The sequence below is a fragment of the Streptococcus parapneumoniae genome (assembly GCF_037076355.1).
Taxonomy (GTDB): Bacteria; Bacillota; Bacilli; order Lactobacillales; family Streptococcaceae; genus Streptococcus; species Streptococcus parapneumoniae.
The window spans coordinates 706,090-727,804 of record NZ_AP026968.1; the positions used below are offsets into that span (position 1 = coordinate 706,090).

The 21,715-nt window shown below is 39.7% G+C and carries 13 protein-coding genes; 12 read left to right on the forward strand and 1 reads right to left on the reverse strand.

Annotated features, from left to right (window positions below):
- From SP4011_RS03755 to yaaA, 7 genes are all read left to right on the forward strand, one after another.
- Window positions 1-972 carry a glycosyltransferase family 2 protein gene (locus tag SP4011_RS03755; protein ID WP_338619935.1) on the forward strand — a complete coding sequence of 324 codons (972 nt, stop codon included), beginning with the start codon at window positions 1-3 and terminating at the stop codon, window positions 970-972.
- 238 nt (window positions 973-1,210) lie between these two features.
- A complete protein-coding gene (locus SP4011_RS03760; RefSeq protein ID WP_338619937.1) occupies window positions 1,211-3,907 on the forward strand; it encodes a cation-transporting P-type ATPase in 2,697 nt (898 codons plus the stop codon).
- Window positions 3,908-3,919: 12 nt separating this feature from the next.
- Window positions 3,920-4,711 carry a glutathione-dependent disulfide-bond oxidoreductase gene (gene yghU / locus SP4011_RS03765; protein WP_050105912.1) on the forward strand — a complete coding sequence of 264 codons (792 nt, stop codon included), beginning with the start codon at window positions 3,920-3,922 and terminating at the stop codon, window positions 4,709-4,711.
- Window positions 4,712-4,826: 115 nt separating this feature from the next.
- Complete coding sequence (locus SP4011_RS03770; RefSeq protein WP_338619940.1) at window positions 4,827-5,237, forward strand: peptide deformylase; 411 nt, start codon at window positions 4,827-4,829, stop codon at window positions 5,235-5,237.
- 11 nt (window positions 5,238-5,248) lie between these two features.
- Window positions 5,249-6,844, forward strand: a complete 1,596-nt coding sequence (locus SP4011_RS03775; RefSeq protein WP_338619941.1) for a hypothetical protein — start codon at window positions 5,249-5,251, stop codon at window positions 6,842-6,844.
- A gap of 65 nt (window positions 6,845-6,909) precedes the next feature.
- Window positions 6,910-7,074 (forward strand): YczI family protein, encoded by a 165-nt coding sequence (locus SP4011_RS03780; RefSeq protein WP_192851961.1) that lies wholly within the window; start codon window positions 6,910-6,912, stop codon window positions 7,072-7,074.
- A gap of 78 nt (window positions 7,075-7,152) precedes the next feature.
- Entirely contained in the window at window positions 7,153-7,881 is a 729-nt protein-coding gene (gene yaaA, locus SP4011_RS03785; RefSeq protein WP_338619942.1) for a peroxide stress protein YaaA, read from the forward strand.
- Window positions 7,882-8,006: 125 nt separating this feature from the next.
- On the opposite strand, the gene SP4011_RS03790 is transcribed toward yaaA, so the two are convergent.
- Window positions 8,007-8,555, reverse strand: coding sequence for an NAD(P)H-dependent oxidoreductase (locus tag SP4011_RS03790; protein WP_164226624.1), 549 nt, complete (start codon window positions 8,553-8,555; stop codon window positions 8,007-8,009).
- Between the two features lie 382 nt (window positions 8,556-8,937).
- Between SP4011_RS03790 and SP4011_RS03795 the strand changes: the two genes are divergently transcribed.
- The 5 genes from SP4011_RS03795 to SP4011_RS03815 all read left to right on the forward strand — a co-directional run bounded on the left by SP4011_RS03795 (window position 8,938) and on the right by SP4011_RS03815 (window position 21,611).
- Window positions 8,938-10,134 carry an MFS transporter gene (locus SP4011_RS03795; RefSeq protein ID WP_338619943.1) on the forward strand — a complete coding sequence of 399 codons (1,197 nt, stop codon included), beginning with the start codon at window positions 8,938-8,940 and terminating at the stop codon, window positions 10,132-10,134.
- A gap of 292 nt (window positions 10,135-10,426) precedes the next feature.
- Window positions 10,427-10,915, forward strand: a complete 489-nt coding sequence (locus SP4011_RS03800) for a DUF5590 domain-containing protein (protein WP_261024035.1) — start codon at window positions 10,427-10,429, stop codon at window positions 10,913-10,915.
- Window positions 10,912-12,090, forward strand: a complete 1,179-nt coding sequence (locus tag SP4011_RS03805) for a pyridoxal phosphate-dependent aminotransferase (protein ID WP_338619946.1) — start codon at window positions 10,912-10,914, stop codon at window positions 12,088-12,090. Before SP4011_RS03800 ends, SP4011_RS03805 begins: the two co-directional genes overlap by 4 nt.
- Window positions 12,091-12,112: 22 nt before the next feature.
- Window positions 12,113-13,456, forward strand: a complete 1,344-nt coding sequence (gene asnS / locus SP4011_RS03810) for an asparagine--tRNA ligase (protein ID WP_000167160.1) — start codon at window positions 12,113-12,115, stop codon at window positions 13,454-13,456.
- Between the two features lie 439 nt (window positions 13,457-13,895).
- Window positions 13,896-21,611 carry a Rib/alpha-like domain-containing protein gene (locus tag SP4011_RS03815; protein WP_173249887.1) on the forward strand — a complete coding sequence of 2,572 codons (7,716 nt, stop codon included), beginning with the start codon at window positions 13,896-13,898 and terminating at the stop codon, window positions 21,609-21,611.
- The last annotated feature ends 104 nt before the right edge of the window (window positions 21,612-21,715 follow it).

The window sequence follows — 21,715 nt, forward strand, 5'->3', positions numbered from 1 at the left end:
ATGAGCAGGAAAAAGCCAATTTTATATATAGTTATTCCATGTTATAACGAAGAGCAAGTCTTACCACATACTAATCCAATGTTTGTTGAAAAAATTGAACAATTAGTAAAGAAAGAAGAAATCCATCCTCTTAGTAAGATCATGTATGTAAATGATGGTAGTAAGGATCGGACTTGGGAATTGATAGAAAGTTATGCTAAATCCATCCCTTCTGTAGTTGGCGTGTCACAAAGTCGTAACAGAGGTCATCAAAGTAGTGTCCTTGCGGGTATGTATGAGGCCATTCAGTTTGCTGATATTGTTATTACTATAGATGCTGATGGACAAGATGATATCAATTGTATGGACAAAATGGTTGAAGAATATAAAAGTGGTTCGGAAATTGTCTATGGTGTACGGGATAATCGTGACACGGACTCTGCATTTAAACGAATTACAGCTGAAGGTTTCTATAAGGTACTACGCCTATTTGGAGCAGAAGTTGTTTTCAATCATGCCGACTATCGATTGGTTTCTAAAAGATTCTTGAAGGAATTAGAAAAATTCACTGAAGTGAATCTGTTTCTTCGTGGTTTAATGCCCTTAGTTGGTTTTAAATATTCTTATGTTTCATATAAGCGCCATGAACGAATTGCTGGTGAGAGCCACTATCCACTATCTAAAATGCTTGGTTTGGCTATGGATGGTATTACCAGTTTATCGATCAAACCGATTCGGTTGATTACCAGTCTAGGTGTTTTGACGTCACTCTTTAGCTTTCTGTTGATTATTTGGGTTTTATGGAGTAAGGTTGCTGGTACGGTTGTGGCAGGCTGGGCAAGCACCTATGCAATAGTTAGCCTACTTGGTGGAGTACAATTGATTAGTTTGGGAGTAATTGGTGAGTATATTGGAAAGATTTATCTAGAAACGAAACGTCGTCCTAGATATATTATCAGTGAACGTACTTTTGATAAGGATAGAATTTTATAGAATCTTTACTCTTTGAAAACTTTTCAAAATTTGGTATAATAGTACTACTCAAGGGAGTAGCTGGCAGAAACCTGTGATAGTGTCGTCATTCCGAATTTTATACTGAAAGGTATGCTTTCCGGCACTATCTTAAACAGCGAGACTTGTTATGATTAACAGGTCTCTTTTTGTTTGTCGTGAAAAGATGCGATGAGGGAAAAGAGGGCCTGTTTTGCACACAATGTCAAGGAGGAGACACATGTCAAAAGAACAAAAACGCCAAGCGTTTTACACTCAGAGTCCTGAAGAGGTCTTGAAGGCTGTGGATGCGACCGAGCAAGGTTTGTCATCAAGTGAGGCAGAAAAACGCCTTGCCGAGTTTGGCCACAATGAACTCGAAGAAGGTGAGAAACGATCAATCCTGGTCAAATTCATCGAGCAATTTAAGGATTTGATGATTATTATCCTAGTTGCGGCAGCAATCTTGTCAGTCGTGACTTCTGGTGGGGAAGATATCGCAGATGCCATTATCATCTTAGCCGTGGTTATCATCAATGCTGCCTTTGGTGTTTACCAAGAAGGAAAAGCAGAAGAAGCTATCGAAGCCCTCAAATCCATGTCTAGTCCAGCTGCCCGCGTTCTGCGTGATGGGCACATGGCTGAGATTGACTCTAAAGAATTGGTTCCTGGTGATATTGTTGCTCTTGAAGCAGGTGATGTGGTACCAGCAGACTTACGTTTGCTAGAAGCCAACTCTCTTAAAATCGAAGAAGCTGCTTTGACAGGTGAGTCTGTGCCAGTCGAAAAAGACTTGACAGTTGAACTTGCTGCAGATGCTGGTATTGGTGACCGTGTCAACATGGCCTTCCAAAACTCAAATGTTACTTATGGTCGTGGTCTTGGTGTTGTTGTCAATACAGGGATGTACACGGAAGTTGGTCATATCGCTGGTATGCTCCAAGATGCGGATGAGACGGATACACCACTCAAACAAAACTTGAACAACCTTTCTAAGGTCTTGACCTATGCGATCTTGGTCATTGCCCTTGTTACTTTTGTAGTGGGTGTCTTCATTCAAGGGAAAAATCCACTCGGTGAGTTGTTGACTTCTGTTGCCCTTGCCGTTGCAGCTATTCCAGAAGGTCTCCCAGCTATCGTGACCATCGTTCTTTCCCTTGGTACTCAAGTTTTGGCCAAACGACATTCCATCGTTCGTAAGTTGCCAGCAGTTGAAACACTTGGTTCAACAGAAATCATCGCTTCTGATAAGACTGGTACGCTGACTATGAACAAGATGACTGTTGAAAAAGTCTTCTACGATGCGGTTCTACATGACTCAGCTGATGACATTGAACTAGGTCTTGAAATGCCCCTACTTCGTTCAGTTGTCTTGGCCAATGATACGAAAATCGATGTGGAAGGTAATCTAATTGGTGATCCAACCGAAACAGCCTTTATCCAGTATGCCTTGGACAAGGGCTGCGATGTTAAAGGATTTTTACAGAAATATCCTCGTGTGGCCGAGTTGCCATTTGACTCTGACCGTAAGCTCATGTCAACGGTTCACCCATTGCCAGATGGTCGTTTCCTTGTAGCAGTCAAGGGTGCGCCAGACCAACTTTGGAAACGTTGTCTTCTTCGTGATAAGGCTGGGGATATTGCTCCGATTGATGAGAAGGTTACAAACCTCATTTATACAAACAATTCTGAAATGGCCCACCAAGCCTTGCGTGTCCTTGCAGGTGCTTATAAGATTATTGACAGCATTCCAGAAAACCTGACTTCTGAAGAGCTTGAAAATGATTTAATCTTTACTGGTTTGATTGGGATGATTGACCCTGAACGTCCTGAGGCAGCTGAGGCTGTTCGTGTAGCCAAGGAAGCTGGAATCCGTCCAATCATGATTACGGGTGACCATCAAGATACTGCAGAAGCTATTGCCAAACGTTTGGGAATCATTGATGCAAATGATACCGAAGGCCACGTTTTAACTGGTGCTGAACTCAATGAACTGTCAGATGAAGACTTTGAAAAAGTAGTTGGTCAATACTCTGTTTATGCCCGTGTGTCTCCAGAGCACAAGGTTCGTATCGTCAAGGCTTGGCAAAAACAAGGTAAGGTCGTTGCCATGACAGGTGACGGTGTCAATGATGCGCCAGCTCTGAAAACAGCCGATATCGGTATCGGTATGGGAATCACTGGTACAGAGGTTTCTAAGGGGGCTTCTGACATGATTCTTGCAGATGATAACTTTGCGACTATCATTGTTGCAGTTGAAGAAGGACGTAAGGTCTTCTCAAACATTCAAAAGACTATTCAGTATCTGCTTTCTGCCAATACTGCTGAAGTATTAACCATCTTCCTATCAACCTTGTTTGGTTGGGATGTCTTACAGCCAGTTCATCTTTTGTGGATCAATTTGGTAACAGATACCTTCCCAGCAATTGCACTAGGTGTTGAACCTGCTGAGCCTGGTGTCATGAACCATAAACCACGTGGACGCAAGGCAAGCTTCTTCTCAGGTGGTGTTTTGAGTTCTATCATCTATCAAGGTGTACTCCAAGCAGCTATTGTTATGAGTGTTTATGGTCTTGCCCTTCTTTACCCAGTTCATGTGGGTGACAATCATGCCATTCATGCAGACGCCCTTACTATGGCCTTTGCAACCCTTGGTTTGATTCAGCTCTTCCATGCCTACAATGTCAAGTCTGTCTACCAATCCATCTTGACAGTCGGTCCATTCAAGTCTAAGACCTTCAACTGGTCTATCTTGGTATCCTTCATCCTTCTCATGGCAACAATCGTCGTAGAACCGCTTGAAGGAATCTTCCACGTAACCAAACTAGACTTGTCACAATGGGGAATCGTTATGGGCGGAAGTTTCTCAATGATTATTATCGTCGAAATTGTTAAGTTTGTTCAACGTAAACTTGGCTTTGATAAGAATGCGATTTAAGGGAGGTTTCGGATGTCAGCATATCAATTACCGACCGTATGGCAGGATGAAGCTAGTAATCAAGGAGCCTTTACGGGATTAAATAGACCAACAGCAGGTGCCCGTTTCGAACAAAACTTGCCAAAAGGAGAACAACCTTTTCAGCTTTATTCACTGGGAACACCAAATGGTGTGAAGGTCACTATCTTATTGGAAGAATTACTAGAAGCTGGTTTTGAGCAAGCGGCTTACGACTTGTATAAGATTGCTATCATGGATGGGGATCAATTCGGATCAGACTTTGTAAAGCTCAATCCAAATTCAAAGATTCCAGCCTTGTTGGACCAGTCAGGGGCTAAAGATGTAAGAGTTTTTGAGTCTGCTCATATTCTTCTATACCTTGCTGAGAAATTTGGAGCCTTTCTACCAAGCAATCCTGTGGAAAAGGTAGAAGTTTTGAACTGGCTATTCTGGCAAGCAGGTGCAGCACCTTTTCTAGGTGGGGGATTTGGACATTTCTTCAATTATGCTCCTGAAAAATTGGAATATCCTATTAACCGTTTTACGATGGAAGTGAAACGCCAGTTGGATTTATTGGATAAGGAATTGGCTCAGAAACCTTATATTGCAGGCAATGACTATACGATTGCAGATATTGCTATCTGGTCTTGGTATGGACAGTTAGTTCAAGGAAATCTTTACCAAGGTTCTGCAAAATTCTTAGATGTCTCAAGTTATCAGAATCTAGTAAGATGGGCAGAAAAAATTGCCAATCGTCCAGCTGTTAAGCGTGGCTTGGAAGTAACTTATACAGAAATTAAATAGCAAAAAAGTCATCTTCGGATGGCTTTTTGCTACAGTTGAGGGAAAGGGCTTGCAGTTATCAGCTTTTGTGCTATAATTGCTATAATATAGTAAAAAGCAAGAGGAGTGTGAGGAAGTGGAAAAGAAAATTGTGAAGGATATTTTATTTTTATCTCAGGTGTCTCAGCCGGCAAATCAGGAAGACCTGCATCTTGCTAGAGACTTACAGGATACACTCTTAGCAAATCGAGAAACTTGTGTTGGTCTAGCAGCCAATATGATTGGGGTGCAGAAGCGCGTGATTATCTTTAATCTTGGCTTGGTTCCCATGGTCATGTTTAACCCAGTACTTCTGTCCTTTGAAGGATCTTATGAGACAGAGGAAGGCTGTTTGTCCTTGACAGGTGTGAGACCTACTAAGCGCTATGAAACCATAAGGGTTGCTTATCGTGACAGCAAGTGGCAGGAACAGACCATGACCTTGACAGGCTTCCCAGCTCAGATTTGTCAGCATGAACTGGATCACTTGGAAGGACGAATCATTTAGGAGGAAAGTAAATGAAACGGATAATCTTTGAACTTATTTTTATCGCAACGACCTGGTATATCTTTTTACCGCCCCTTAATCTGACCAGCTGGGAATTTCTCTTTTTCCTTTGTGGGCATTTGCTGCTTGTAGCAATCTTATTTGGCTTTGGCAAGGGGATAAATCTGGTCAAAACGGTTCATGTGCGTCATGGCAAAGCGGAAGCTGCCTTAAATCTTGAGGGTTTCAAAATCAATCGGTTAGGGAAAATACTTTTAGCTTCTATTGGAGGAATTCTTCTCTTGGCAGGTTTGGTTTCCTTGGTGACTTCCAGTATTTTTCAGGCTAAAAATTATGCCAATGTAGTCACGGTTACGGAAAAAGACTTTACTGAATTTCCTAAGACTGACACCAGTAAGGTTCCTATTTTAGATAGAAGTACTGCTGAAAAAATTGGTGACCGCTACTTGGGTTCCCTAACAGATAAGGTGTCGCAATACGTAGCGGCAGATACCTATACCCAATTGACGATTGATGGGAAACCTTATCGGGTTACACCACTAGAATACGCAGATCCTATAAAATGGTTTAACAATCAGGCCAAGGGAATCGGCGAGTATATCAAGGTGGACATGGTAACTGGAAATGCGGACTTGGTGGACTTGAAGACACCAATCAAGTATTCGGACTCGGAGTATTTTAACCGTGATGTCAAGCGTCACCTGCGCTTGAAGTACCCAACTAAGATCTTTAAAACTCCATCTTTCGAGGTGGACGATGAGGGCAATCCTTTCTATGTGGCTACAGTTTACCAAAAGCAATTTGGACTGGCGGTTCCTCGTCCTGTTTCAGTCATTATCTTGGATGCCACAAATGGAGAAACCAAGGAATACAGCTTATCAGATGTTCCGGAATGGGTAGATAGGGTCTATCCAGCTGAGGAAACTATTGAGCAAATCAACTACAACGGTAAGTACAAGGACGGTTTCTGGAATGCCATGATTTCCAAGAAAAACGTGACCCAGACTACCAAGGGCTATAATTACTTGTCTATCGGTAATGACATCTACCTCTACACAGGTGTGACATCGGCCAATGCAGATGAAAGTAATCTTGGTTTTATCCTTGAAAATATGCGAACAGGAGAAATTACTAAGTATAGCTTGGCTTCTGCGACCGAAGAATCAGCCCGTGAATCAGCCGAAGGTGCTGTTCAGGAGAAATCCTACAAGGCAACCTTCCCAATCCTCATCAACCTCAATGACAAGCCTCTCTACATCATGGGCTTGAAGGACAATGCTGGTTTGGTCAAAGAGTATGCTTTAGTAGACGCAGTCGAGTACCAAAATGTTATCGTAGCTACTACAGTGGAAGAGATGCTCAGCAAGTACGCCAATAAAAACGATCTTGAAATTGATAATGCAACAACAGAAAGCATCAAGGGTGTGGTAGCAGACCTCAAATCAGCTGTTATCAAGGGTGATACCGTCTACTTCTTTAAAGTTGATGGCAAGATTTACAAGGTTAAGGCCTCAGTATCAGATGACCTGCCTTACCTTGAAAATGGTAAAAACTTTGAAGGTCAAGTAGGAAAAGACAATTATCTCAAGACCTTTAAAGTTCAGTAAAAACAGCTTTATTTAAGAAGTATATGCTATAGTAAGGTAAATTAATACTAATGGAGGACAAACAAATGGGTTTTTATGTGATGATTGCTTCAATGCTACTCGGACTGCTCGCTTTGAAGATAGGTTTTTCTCAGTTCAAGGAGAAAAAAGATAAACTTTTATCTATCTTAACAAGCTTAGCAGGCATATCCCTTGTTCTCGTGGCTGTCTGGTTAGGATGGCCGAAATAAATATAGAAACCTCGGTCAAACCGAGGTTTTTCAGATGAATTTATTGGTAGCGGCTAAAAAATATGCTACACTATTAATATGAAAATTTTAATCCCAACAGCAAAAGAAATGAACACAGATTTGCCAAGTATTGAAGCCACTCCTTTAAAACCAGAAAGTCAGGCCGTACTGGATGCCTTGGCTCTCTATTCTGCTAGTCAATTGGAGAGTTTTTACAAGGTATCAGCCGAGAAGGCGGCGGAAGAATTTCAAAATATCCAAGCTTTAAAAAACAAAACTGCTCAACACTACCCAGCCTTGAAACTTTTTGATGGGCTCATGTACCGCCATATCAAGAGAGATAAGTTGACCGAGGCAGAACAAGCCTATCTTGAAAATCATGTCTTTATTACTTCGGCTTTGTACGGAGTCGTTCCAGCCTTGTCACCTATGCCACCTCACCGTTTGGACTTTTTGATGAAGTTGAAAGTCGCTGGTAAGACTTTGAAGAGCCATTGGAAGGTAGTCTATGATGAAGCTGTGAAGCAGGAAGAAGTGATTTTCTCCCTCTTGTCATCCGAGTTTGAGACTGTATTTTCTAAGGAAATCAGAGAAAAAATGGTGACCTTCAAATTTATGGAGGACAAGGGTAATCAGTTGAAAATTCACTCAACTATTTCTAAGAAAGCGCGTGGTGCCTTTTTAACCGCTATGATAGAAAATCAAGTGCAGACGGTGGAGGAAGCTCGGCGTTTAAGCTTTGCAGGATTTAACTACCGAGAAGATTTGTCACAGCCACAGGAATTGGTTTTTGTTAAGGAAGTATAGAAATCAGATATTTTGTATTGGACAATATGTATCACCAGTTATTTTAGTTTATAAATGAGAAAAAAGCGAACAAGCTAGGCTTCTGAGTGTCAGAAAAGTAGTCTTGTTCGCTTTTATTATGTTAGTTACTTGATCGCATTGACCAAGTCTTCCGCTTGTTTTTCAAGTGAGTTTAGGACTGTTTCTTCGAGAACCAATTTTCCGTCTGCCCAGGCAGAGTCATTGACACGTGCAGCGGTGAAATCACCAACGACTTGTGTACGGATAAATGGCAAGAGGTCTTTGTAGATAGCGAAGAGTTGATCGTGACCTGCATTGGCTACAGATGATACTGTGACAAACTTGTCTTGAAGGGCAGAAGCGCCGCGTGTATCAGACAAGTCAAGGGCACGAGATAGCCAGTCAAGCAAGTTCTTCACTGTTCCAGGGATAGAGAAGTTGTAGACTGGAGAGAAGATCCAGATAGCATCCGCAGCGAGAACCGCTTCACGAGCAGCCGCTACAGCTGGATGAGTTGGAACTTCCAAATCTTGGCTGAAGAGAGGAACAGCTGAATAATCAAGGTAGCTAACTTCCGCTTTACCAGCAAGTGCTTTCTCAGCTTCGAGAGCCATTTGGTGGTTAAAAGAACCTTGACGTAGTGATCCGACGATAAATAATACTTTTTTAGACATGATGTGTCTCCTTTTTCTTTAAATTTACGAGAACTCTCTCGTTGTTATAAAATATATTACAACAAAACAAAAGGACTTGCAAGAAATTTGCTCAGAGATTATTTGAGAAATATAAAATTTCAGAAACTCTAGTTATTTGCGACTGGAATGCATTTGATTTTCGAAGAGTATTCTAACATTCTCTTGTAATATGATGACATAAGTGCTAAAATAAACAAGAAAACTCGTAATAGAAACCGCATAACAGCTATTTTCCGGTATCATTTCAGGAACAATAATGGCATTGAAGAATGCTTCTAAAAAGGGGTGGAGATCATGTAAGACACAGATTAACAAGTGACGGACAAAAGAAATAATAATACACTTGTTAAAGGAGAAAAAAATGTTAATAAGAAATTATCGGAAAAATATTGGCCTAATGGCCGGAGTTGAGTTTTTTGCTTTTTTAGGGATTACCAGCTTTTGGATTCTCTTTCTTAGTCAAAACGGAATGTCTCTTTGGCAGATTGGACTTCTGGAAAGTATTTTTCATACTACCAGTCTTCTCTGTGAAATTCCATCTGGAATGTTGGCTGATCGCTATTCCTATAAGACCAACCTTTATTTAAGCCGAATAGCAGGGATTATGTCTTCTATTCTCATGTTGGCTGGGCAGGGAAATTTTTGGATTTATGCCTTAGCGATGGCGGTAAGTGCCTTGTCTTATAATTTTGATTCAGGCACAAGCACAGCAATGGTTTATGATTCAGCCGTGGAGGCTGGACTGAAGGAGCGCTATCTATCCATTTCAAGTTTTATGTCAGGAGTAGCAGAAGGAACTCGGTCTTTGGGGACAGTGTTGGCAGGATTTTTTGTCCATGGTCAATTGCACCTGACCTACTATATCATGATTGCGACTTCTATCATAGTTCTTTTCCTGATTTGGATGCTGAAAGAACCTAGTGTCAAGCTAGAAAAAGCTGATAGTGTGACTATGAGACAGATTATTTGGACTGTTAAGGAAGAGTTGGAGCGAAATCCCTTGCTTTTCAACTGGATGATTTTGTCTCAGATTGTCGGAGTACTCATGTGCATGTTTTATTTTTACTATCAAAATCAGTTACCAGATTTAAGTAGTTGGCAAATTTCAGCAGTTATGCTACTTGGTAGTCTCTTGAATATCGTCGCAGTTTATCTAGCGAGTAAGATTGGAAAGAAATATGCTGCCTTGAAGCTTTTCCCTATCCTCGTCCTGCTGACTGGAGTTACCTACCTGCTGTCTTACTTTGGAACACCTCTAATCTATATTTTGATTTATTTGATTAGTAATGCTCTATATGCTCTTTTTCAGCCGATTTTTGACAATGATTTGCAAGATCGGCTCCCAAGTGAAGTAAGGGCAACCATGCTGAGTGTCTACTCTATGATGTTTAGCCTAAGTATGATTGTCTTCTTCCCACTGACAGGCTGGTTGATTGACCATTTAGGCTTTGTGCTAACATTTCTTTATCTAGGATTCTTTTTAGTCATGATTAGCCTTTTACTGCCTGTATTTTTAGGGAAAATGGCTAAAAGAATGGATGAAAAAATTATTTCCTAGATTAAAATAATTTCTGAAAACTTGAGTGCCAAGCTCAGGTTTTTTAATAGGTTGATTTTGGAGCTGTCTTTACTTTTCTTACTCGATTTTAACTAAGAAAAATCAGTTTGCTTTGAAGGAAGAAATAGAATTGGTTGCTTATACTCAATGAAAATCAAAGAGCAAACTAGGAAGCTAGCCGTAAGCTGTACTTGAGTACGGTAAGGCGACGCTGACGTGGTTTGAATTTGATTTTCGAAGAGTATTCTTGCATTCACTTGTAATAAAGCTTAATAGATGGTAAAATAGACGAGTGAAAAAAAGACAAAACAAAGCAAAAAATAATCTACTGTGGCAGTATGGTCTAGGGATGACGATTTTATTTGTGGTTATCAGTGCTTCCTTTCTGTATTTAGTGTTTCTGAGTATGAAACCCTATCAAACAGCTAAAAGTGAAGGAGAAAAATTAGCTCAGCAGTATGCAGGATTAGAGCAGGCTGATCAGGTTGACTTATACAATGGCTTGGAATCCTATTATAGCATTCTTGGTCGTAATAAAAAACAAGAAGCACTTGCTGTCCTGATTGGAAAAGATGACCATAAGATTTACGTTTATCAGCTAAATCAAGGTGTTTCACAAGAAAAAGCAGAAGCGGTTTCTAAGGAAAAAGGAGCTGGCGAGATTGACAAGATTACCTTTGGCCGTTATCAAGACAAGCCAATCTGGGAAGTCAAGTCAGGATCTGATTTTTATCTAGTAGATTTTGAAACAGGAGCATTGGTCAATAAGGAGGGCCTATGAAACTATCCAACCGTGTTTTAGAAATGGAAGAAAGTGTGACTCTGGCTAGTGATGCAAGAGCAAAGAAGTTAAAGGCTGAAGGAAAAGATGTACTTTTCTTAACTTTAGGTCAGCCCGATTTCCATACTCCCAAAAATATTCAAGATGCAGCAGTTAAAGCTATTCGAGAAGGACAGGCTTCCTTCTATACAGTAGCTTCAGGTCTACCAGAATTAAAAGCTGCGGTGAATACCTACTTCGAGCGCTACTATGGCTATTCTGTCGCAAGTAACGAGGTTGCCTTTGCTACAGGTGCCAAGTTCTCCCTCTATACTTTCTTTATGGCTGTGGTCAATCCAGGTGATGAAGTCATCATCCCAACTCCATACTGGGTTAGTTATGGAGATCAGGTCAAGATGGCAGAAGGGGTACCAGTCTTTGTTCCAGCTAAGGAAGACAACCACTTTAAGGTAACTGTAGAGCAGTTAGAAGCAGTTCGCACTGATAAGACCAAGGTTTTGGTTCTCAATTCACCATCTAATCCGACTGGTATGATCTATACTCGTGAAGAATTACTAGCTATCGGAAATTGGGCAGTTGAGCATGACATTCTGATTTTAGCAGATGATATATACGGTCGCCTTGTTTATAATGGAAATGAATTTGTTCCAATTTCAAGTCTATCAGAAGCAATTCGTAAGCAAACCATTGTTATCAACGGTGTATCTAAGGCCTATGCCATGACGGGTTGGCGAGTTGGTTATGCGGTAGGTGATCCAGAAATCATTGCTGCTATGAGCAAATTGACAGGTCAAACAACTTCTAACCTAACTGCTGTTTCACAATATGCAACCATCGAAGCCCTAACTGGACCGCAAGATTCTGTGGAAGTTATGCGTCAAGCATTTGAAGAACGTCTCAATACTATCTATCCACTCTTGTGTGAAGTCCCTGGTTTTGAAGTTGTCAAACCACAAGGAGCTTTCTATCTCTTTCCAAATGTCAAAAAAGCTATGGAGATGAAAGGTTATACGGATGTGACTGACTTTACAACAGCTATTCTTGAGGAAGTTGGTTTGGCACTCATAACAGGAGCAGGATTTGGAGCGCCAGAAAATGTGCGCCTCAGTTATGCGACAGACCTAGACACGCTTAAAGAAGCTGTTAAACGCTTGAAAGCATTTATGGAAAAATAAAAGAAAAAGAAAAGGAAAAATAATGACAAAACGTGTAACGATTATTGATGTAAAAGACTATGTTGGTCAGGAAGTGACGATTGGCGCTTGGGTTGCCAACAAATCAGGAAAAGGGAAAATTGCCTTCTTGCAATTGCGTGATGGAACAGCCTTCTTCCAAGGTGTGGCTTTTAAACCAAACTTTGTCGAAAAATTTGGTGAAGAAGTAGGACTTGAGAAGTTTGATGTTATCAAACGCTTGAGCCAAGAAACTTCTGTTTATGTGACAGGTATTGTTAAAGAAGACGAACGTTCTAAATTTGGTTATGAGTTGGATATTACAGACATCGAAGTGATCGGTGAATCTCAAGACTACCCAATTACACCAAAAGAACACGGAACAGACTTTTTGATGGACAACCGTCACTTGTGGCTTCGTTCTCGTAAGCAAGTAGCCGTGATGCAAATCCGTAACGCTATTATCTATGCAACTTATGAGTTCTTCGACAAGAACGGTTTCATGAAGTTTGATAGCCCAATCCTTTCAGGAAACGCGGCAGAAGATTCAACAGAACTCTTTGAAACAGACTACTTCGGAACGCCAGCCTACTTGAGCCAATCAGGTCAGCTTTACCTAGAAGCAGGCGCTATGGCTCTTGGTCGTGTCTTTGACTTTGGTCCAGTATTCCGTGCCGAAAAATCAAAAACGCGCCGTCACTTGACTGAGTTCTGGATGATGGACGCAGAGTACTCCTACTTGACACATGATGAGTCGCTTGACTTGCAAGAAGCTTATGTGAAAGCTCTTCTACAAGGTGTTCTTGACCGTGCGCCTCAAGCCTTGGAAACTTTGGAACGTGATACAGAACTCTTGAAACGCTACATTGCAGAGCCATTCAAACGCATCACTTACGATCAAGCCATTGACCTCTTGCAAGAGCATGAAAATGATGAAGACGCTGACTATGAACATCTTGAGCATGGTGATGACTTTGGTTCACCACATGAAACTTGGATTTCAAACCACTTTGGTGTGCCAACATTTGTCATGAACTACCCAGCAGCTATCAAGGCCTTCTACATGAAACCAGTTCCTGGAAATCCAGAGCGCGTGCTTTGTGCAGATTTGCTTGCTCCAGAAGGTTATGGAGAAATCATCGGTGGGTCTATGCGTGAGGAAGACTACGATGCATTAGTTGCTAAGATGGATGAACTTGGCATGGATCGTACAGAGTATGAATTCTACCTTGACCTTCGTAAATACGGTACAGTTCCACATGGAGGATTTGGTATCGGTATCGAGCGTATGGTCACCTTCGCAGCAGGAACAAAACACATCCGTGAAGCTATCCCATTCCCACGTATGTTGCATCGTATCAAACCATAAGAACAGGAAAACGCCCATGTGGCGTTTTTTTCATAGAAATCTCTGGAAGCGAAAGGAAATATTATCAGGTATAGTGGATTGAAATAAGACAAAAGCGGGTTTTTGCCCAGCCTTTAGTGCTCTTAGAGTTCGAGTCATAGCTAATCTTCTGAAGGTTTTAACAAATAATACTCTTCGAAAATCTCTTCAAACCACGTCAGCGTCGCCTTACCGTACTCAAGTACAGCTTGCGGCTAGCTTCCTAGTTTGCTCTTTGATTTTCATTGAGTATAAGAAGAAAATTTTAGATTTTTAGTTACGTCATAATGTTTGATTTGTAGATAAAAAAAGAGTATAATAAATTAAGCCCATTTAAAATATGCTACGATATTTTAGGGGGGCTTTTTATTTGCTTCCTCAAAACATATTAACAGATAATCATTACAAAAGGAGTGTAGCAATGTTTAAGAATAAAGGCGTACATGCTCGTTCACAAGTGGAAAAATTTACACGTTATAGCATTCGTAAGGTTAGTTTTGGGGTAGCTAGTGTAGCTGTAGCTACAGGATTGTTTTTCTTAGGTGGGGGCAGCGTTCAAGCAAATTCTCCAGTAGTTCCAGCTAGACCAGAAGTAGGTGCTGAAGGAGGAGTACAGGGAGAGAGTGAATCGCTCTCACTTTCAAAAGTGAATGACAATACACTAGCTAGTGAAAGTTCGACAGACTCAGAAATGGAACCGGCGGCATCAGTTCCAGAGGTGCCAGCAACTGTGGAACCACAACCAGAAACAGCAATTGAAGCGTCAGAAGTTACAAAGGTTGATACAAGCAAATTGGGAGTTGCTATTGCTCGTATGCAATCAGCTCTTGAAAAAGCAGGCGTATCTGAAAAGACTGCCGCAACAATCGAAAATGCTAAGGAAGAACTAGCTAAGGCTCAAACCTTCCTATCAAATGAAAAAGCAACACAAGAAGAAGTAGATAAAGCTACGCGAGAATTAAAAAACAAAGCTTTCGTTATTGAAAGTATGCCAAAAGCAGAAAAGAAGAAAGCAAACAATAATCAAGACTCGCGTAATGGACAAGTGATTCCTGGAAACGGGGAAAGTGGGTTTAGAGAGGCTACAGGTGCTCAAGAAACTCCGCTTGCAGATGTAGCAAGAGTATCAGATGATGAACTGACAAAAGCTAAACAAGAATTACAAGGTGAAATTACAAAACTTACGGCTAAAATCTCTACTGAGGAAGCAAAGGGAGAGGGTGAGATAGATAAAGAATTTGTTGAACTTTTGAACACGATTAAGACTAAGTCAGAAACTATTTATAACGTAGAAATAGCTAGTCTAACAACTGAAAAAGAAAAGCATGCTGCTCTCCAAAAGCTAAAAGCTCAAAAAGATACTCTTCGTTATTATCAATCAGGTAAAGTTGATTGGGGTGCACCAATCAATAATAATGCTGTTAGATTTGGGAATAATAATGAAACAGGTGTTTTTGCAAATTTAAAGGAAGGTTTTGGTGAACAGAACTTCTCTAGTGCTATTAGTAAACAAAAAGATAGTGGGGATCAACAATTAGGTCCAGATACTAATAGTCCGAATGTTGGTTCAGCTACATATCATTGGAAGGAACTAGAACTTACCAGAGAACAGGCAGCAGATGGCACCAAGCTAAATGGTTGGAAATTAACAAATAATACAGAAAAGGTGACTCTAGTAAAAGGAGAATCCCCTACCAATATCACCCCTAAACCTAACCAAACCTACACTCCGAAATCTGCTAAGATATATAGCAATAATGATAAAGTAACAGCCACTGGTGGACAAAATAGACCTAATGCAGGTGGTGGTATGTTATCTGGGTTAATTTCTGCAGAGGACATGAAAAAAGTGGGATTAGGAAGGGTTGATAGAGACTATTACTTAGAGTTAGGGAAGAAAGGTAATGGAATTTATCGAGATGTGGATGTTAACCCTAACTCTCTGCTCTTTGTGAATGTTTTACATAATGGAGCTTATGGACCACTTGCTCTACCATCAGAAGGAGAAAATGTTAAATTAACAATAGTAGATGCTTATACTGGTCAAAAACTAACGGAATTGAAGCGTAAAAGTGGAAATTCACAAACGGAGTTTGAGCAAAATCCTGGCAGTGTCGGAAATGGTTGGCGAAATTTACTTCGTGCTGTCCATATCCCAGAGGGAACCACAAAAGTTCGTGTGATTGTTGAAGCAGGAAGTCCAGGACAAACCAACAAAACACTTGGCAATAACCCTATCGAAGATGGTTATATCATTGGAGGTATCGGGATTGCTACAGGTCCAGCCGTTAATATTTCAACTAATATCACTAGTGAAAAGAAATCTGGGAAATATGGGTTTACCGATGATGCTATATATGGTAAAAAACAAACAGGAACAATTGATTTAAACATACGAAACTTAGGTGGAGCATCTATCACTGAATTCCAAAGCACCTATCAAGTAACGATTAAAGTTCCAAAAGGTGTAGTATTGGGAACTTTAAATGCCAATGGGAAAACGTTAGATTTAAACCAAGCTAATGGACAGGCTGCTTATGAATTAAACAATACTTGGACAACTAATTTTAGATTTGATAAAAACAAGTCAGAACTAAGTTTTGGGATAAACTCTAAAAGAAGAGACATTTTAGCTGGAGATAGACGTTCAAAAGACTTTATTGTTAAAATTCCATTTGAAACAACAGCAGATTATGTGGGTAGTTCTACCTTTGAAGTTTCAGGTCAAAATGGATTTCCAGGAGATGATACTTTGGGAAATGTTCTCCATAAATACGGAAATAATGATTCCAATTTTTATGATGTTCCAGAAAATGTCAATGCTCCAAGTCTTAAATATTCAAATGAACCGAACTACAAATATAAAAAGACCTTGTATATCGATTCATTTACTGATGTTGATAAAATCACTGTTCCAGTCGGAACTAGTTTAGATAAGATCAAGGAGCTATCTAAATTAAAAGCGAAAGAAAAGATTGAATCAGAAGAATACAAGAGAAAACTGGATGAAACTAATGCTACGGCTACTCTAGATGATCAAGGAATGTCTACGGGAGTTGTTGCTACTGACGTAGCGAAAGAGAATGCCGGTGTTATAAAAGTGCCAGTAGTTCATAGTCGAGATGGAAAAAATTATAAAAATACTGTAGATATAGAAGTAAATGTAGTGAAATCAACTACCAATAAGTTAGTAGTATTCGAAGGAGACAAGATTACTGATGACCAAGTGAAATCTTCTGTTACATCAGCAACAATTAATACTAAAACTGGAGTGGTGAATAATCCTAATGAAGCAGATGTGATTAATACAACAGGAAAAGCTGGGGAAGCAGGACTTAAGATTCCTACAACTATCACACATGAAATAAATGGAACAAACATTAATGAAACTGTTGAAGTCCCAGTAACTGTCTTACCAAAAGCAACTGGTGAAGTAGAAGTACACAAAGGAGCCTCAGTAGATAAAGTAAAAGAAGTTGCTAAAACAAAAGCGACAGAAGTAGCAACATCAGCTGATTTCAAAGCTAAATTACCAGAAGGTTTTAAAGATGTAGTGGTTGGTGAGATTACAGAAAAAGTTTTAGCAACAATGACTGCAGAAAAAGGAACAAAAAGAGGGACAGTAAAAGTTCCAGTAACTTACACAGTAGATGGCGTTGAATATACAAAAGATGCTGAAATTACTGTAAACGTTAAAGGTTCTGAAACTAAATCTGTCTACGTTGTAGAAGGTCAAAAACTAGATCCAGCTAAAGTAAAAGAAGCAGTTACACCAGGTAAAGGTGGAACAGTACAAGATCCAACGGATGCGAATTTACCAGATACAACAGGAAAAGTTGGAGCAACAGACGTAGTAGTACCAACTACAGTTAAATATTCAACTGGAGATGAAACTGTAAATGTCCCTGTAACAGTATTACCAAAACCAGAACCAAAAGGCATTACAGTCTTAAATGGTACACCTAACGAGAAATTAATCGATGCTATTCGAGCAAACGTTAATAAAGCAATTACTGGATTAACAAATGTTCCTGATGGTGTAACTCCATTTGTAACAGATGACGCTATTGTAACTCCAAAAACTGATCAAAATGGGCAACAAACTCCAGTGTCAGTAACTGTTAAATATAGAGATAAGGCTACTGGAAAAGTTATTGATGACATTTCAGTTGACGTCGACGTTCCTGTAAATGTAGTTGGTTCAACTCCGACATCTAAAGTTGTATTTGAAGGAGATGAAATTACAACTAAGGATATTACAGATGCTGTTACTCCTGGTGAAAATGGAACGAAGGGTGAGCCTACAGATTTAGCAAAAGATATTACTGCAAACCCAGGTGTGAAAGAAGTAACTGTACCAGTAACTTATACGGATCAAAATGGAGCAACTTTAACAGAACCAGTAATAGTTAAAGTAATAGTTCTTCCAAAACCAACACCGAAAGGTCTAATTGTTGCTAAAGATAGCGACAAGGAAAAAGCAAAAGAAAAAGTTCTTGCTAAGGCGAAAGAAGCTATTGCAGATGGTACATTTAAAGGAAAACTTCCAGCAAATGTTACAAATGTAAGTATTGATGAAAATGTAGAAAATCCAGATTTGTCAGATGATATTGATGTAAATGTTACTGTGAAGTACACTGTTGATGGGGAAGAAAAAACAACCGTTGTTAAAGTTCCAGTAACTGTTGTAGAGGGAGTTCCTCAAATCGTTCCAGTGGATGAAAACAATAAACAACCAAATCCAGAAAACAGTATTGATAAAACGGAATACCCAGAGGGTTCAACATTTGAATATGATCCAAAAACTCCAGTGAATACCACAATGCCTGGTGATTATACAGTCAATGTCATTGTAAAAGATAAAGAGGGTAATCCTATTGCAGAAGTCCCAGCAACTGTACGTGTTGTAGAAAGCTATCCACAATTTGTGCCAGTAGACAAGGATAAAAAACAACCAGCTGTTGAAGGAAGTATTGATCCTAAAGCCTTCCCTAAAGATACAGAGTTTACTTATGAAACTCCTGTAGATACAACAAGGCCAGGCGAAAAAGATGTGGTAGTTGTAGCGAAGATTGGCGATGAAGTTATTGCAAAAGTCCCAGCAAAAGTGATGGTCGTTGAACCTAAGACACAATACGTAGTAGCAGATCCAAGTAAACCGCAACCAGATGCTTCTAAGAGTATTGATCCAGAACAATACCCAGATGGAATAACATTTGAGTACAAGACACCTGTAGACACAACAACGCCGGGCGAAAAAGATGTGGTTGTCGTTGCGAAAGATGGAGATGATACACTTGTTGAAGTTCCAACAAAAGTGAAAGTTGTACAAGGTTACCCACAAATCGTTCCAGTTGATGAAGGTAAAAAACAACCATCACCTGAAGATAGTATTGATACGGATGATTATCCAAAAGATGCAACATTTGAGTACAAAGAAGAAGTAGATACAACTACACCAGGTGATAAGAAAGTTACTGTTGTTGTGAAACAAGGGGATAAGGTATTAGTTGAAGTACCATCTACAGTACGAGTAGTAGAAAGTTATCCTAAATATGTACCAGTAGATCCAGCTAAGAAACAGCCAGATCCAAAAGAAAACATTAATCCAAATGATTTCCCAACTGGAACAACATTTGAATATAAAGATAACACTCCGGTAGATACAACAACACCAGGTGAGAAACCTGTAACAGTAGTAGCTAAGTTGAATGGACAACCAATTACAGAAATTCCAGCGACAATTGTAGTAGTAGAACCGAAGATACAATATGTGCCAGTTGATAAATCAAACAAACAACCAGATGCATCTAAGAGTATTGATCCTGAACAATATCCAGATGAAATTACATTTGGATATAAGACTCCAGTGGACACAACAACGCCAGGCGAAAAAGATGTAGTCGTTGTTGCCAAAGATGGAGATGACACACTTGTTGAAGTACCAGCTAAGGTTAAAGTAGTAGAAGGAAAAGAACAATTAATTCCTATTAATGCTACAGGTGAAAATCAACCAAAACCGAAAGATAGTATCACACCAAGTGACTATCCAGAAGGGTCAACGTTTGAATACAAAGTTCCAGAAGGACAAACAACTCCATATGATGGAACAACTCCAGGGGATAAACCAGTTACAGTTGTAGTAAAAGATAAAAATGGTAATGTATTAGTAGAAGTTCCAGCAACCATTAAAGTAGTGGAAGCTAAACCAAAACCAATCGAAACCCCAGTGACGAATACACCTTTAACAAAAGAGGATATTTCTAAATATGTTAAAGTTCCTGCAGAAGGCAGGGTAACGAATGTTGAGAACATTCCAGACTTAACAACACCAGGTAAGAAAGATCCAGTTAAAGTAACGGTAGAATTACCAAATAGGAAAGTAATTACAGTGGAAGTCCCAGTGAACGTAACACCAGTGAAGGAAATTGAAACTCCGGTTACGAAGACTCCATTAACATCAGAGGATTACACTAAAGGCATCAAGATTCCTGCAGAAGGCAAGGTAACGAAGGTAGAAAACATTCCAGACTTAACAACACCAGGTAAGAAAGATCCAGTTAAAGTCACTGTGGAATTACCAAATGGCAAAGTAGTTACGGTAGAAGTACCGGTTAATGTAACACCAATCACTCCAATTGAAACACCAGTTACAAAAGATAAATTGACTCCAGAGGATGTATTAAAACAAATTAAAGTACCAGACGGAGCAACAGTTAAGGTAGGAGATCTTCCAGACTTAACAACACCAGGTAAGAAAGATCCAGTAAAAGTAACGATTACATTACCAAATGACAAAGTAGTTACGGTAGAAGTACCAGTGAATGTAACACCTATTGAAGATATTGTTAAAAAACAAGGTGATCCAATTACTGCTGAGGATGTTGAAAAACACATTCCAAAAGGAGTAAAAGTTATCTCAATTGGAGATAAACCTACAACAGATGTTCCAGGTGAAAGACCAAGTATTCCAGTTGTAGTTGAATTGCCAAATGGAATTCGAGTAACGATGAATATCCCAGTAATCGTAACGCCGAAAGTAACACCTGTAGTAGTTTCAGTAGGAACGCCTGTAACGTCAGAAGATGTTAAGAAACATATCGAATTGCCAAAAGGATGGACTGTAACAAAAGTGGGCGAAATTCCAACGACTACAACACCAGGAACAAAACCAGTTGTTTCAGTGGAAATTGAATTACCAGATGGACGTAAGATTACAGTCGACGTACCGGTAATCGTAACACCAACTGTAAGACAAATTGTTGTACCACAAGGAACTCCAATCACACCAGATGATGTAAAAGGTCATATTGATTTACCAAAAGAGCCAGGATGGGAAATTGTAGAAGTAGGAGAAATCCCAACAACAATTCCAGCTGGAGTAAAACCAAGCGTTAAAGTGAAAATTAAAGTTCCAACTGGTGAGATAATTGAAGTAGATGTACCAGTAATAGTAACACCAAAAGTAACGCCTATTGTAGTAGGAGTGGGAACACCAATTACTGAAGAAGATGTTAAGAAGAAAGTAGATCTACCAGAAGGTTGGGAAATTGTAGAAGTAGGAGAAATTCCAACAACTGAAACACCTGTAGTAAAACCAGTGGTTAAAGTGAAAGTAAAATTACCGGATGGTCGTATTATTACAGTCGACGTACCAGTAACAGTAACACCTAAATCACAAAATGGTGGAGGAGTCATTGCTCAAAATGGTGATTCAACAGTTCAAATTGTAACGGAATACCTAGATGAAAATGGTAACCGAATTACTTCAGATAAAGAAGGAAAACACAATCCGATAGAGTTGGAAGGATATGAATATAGTCATTCGACAACGGATGCTAAAGGAAATACCTTACATCACTATAAGAAAGTGACAAATCCAATCGATCAAGAACAACCAGTAGCTCCAGTGCAACCGGAACAACCAACAACTCCAAGCCAACCTGCTGTTCCAACACCAGCTGAACCATCAGTAGCAACTGATTCAGCTACCCAACCAGCAACACCTAAATATGTTGAAGGTCAAAAAGAGTTACCTAACACAGGTACAGAAGCTAATGCTAGTCTAGCTGCACTTGGACTCCTTGGAGCTTTGAGTGGATTTGGATTTCTTGCTCGCAAGAAAAAAGAGGACTAAAAACTCATAGTTTTTGAGAAGATGATTCGTCATCTTCTTTTTTTATTTCGGTGTTTTTACTTGCGTAAAAAATTTTTTTCTAGTATAATAGTTTATTGTGAGCG

Bases quoted from the DNA above. Each gene is read 5' to 3' on its own strand.
- SP4011_RS03755 (WP_338619935.1), top strand. From the start codon at position 1: ATGAGCAGGAAAAAGCCAATTTTATATATAGTTATTCCATGTTATAAC.
- SP4011_RS03760 (WP_338619937.1), top strand. From the start codon at position 1,211: ATGTCAAAAGAACAAAAACGCCAAGCGTTTTACACTCAGAGTCCTGAA.
- yghU (WP_050105912.1), top strand. From the start codon at position 3,920: ATGTCAGCATATCAATTACCGACCGTATGGCAGGATGAAGCTAGTAAT.
- SP4011_RS03775 (WP_338619941.1), top strand. From the start codon at position 5,249: ATGAAACGGATAATCTTTGAACTTATTTTTATCGCAACGACCTGGTAT.
- SP4011_RS03780 (WP_192851961.1), top strand. From the start codon at position 6,910: ATGGGTTTTTATGTGATGATTGCTTCAATGCTACTCGGACTGCTCGCT.
- yaaA (WP_338619942.1), top strand. From the start codon at position 7,153: ATGAAAATTTTAATCCCAACAGCAAAAGAAATGAACACAGATTTGCCA.
- SP4011_RS03790 (WP_164226624.1), bottom strand. From the start codon at position 8,555: ATGTCTAAAAAAGTATTATTTATCGTCGGATCACTACGTCAAGGTTCT.
- SP4011_RS03795 (WP_338619943.1), top strand. From the start codon at position 8,938: ATGTTAATAAGAAATTATCGGAAAAATATTGGCCTAATGGCCGGAGTT.
- SP4011_RS03805 (WP_338619946.1), top strand. From the start codon at position 10,912: ATGAAACTATCCAACCGTGTTTTAGAAATGGAAGAAAGTGTGACTCTG.
- asnS (WP_000167160.1), top strand. From the start codon at position 12,113: ATGACAAAACGTGTAACGATTATTGATGTAAAAGACTATGTTGGTCAG.
- SP4011_RS03815 (WP_173249887.1), top strand. From the start codon at position 13,896: ATGTTTAAGAATAAAGGCGTACATGCTCGTTCACAAGTGGAAAAATTT.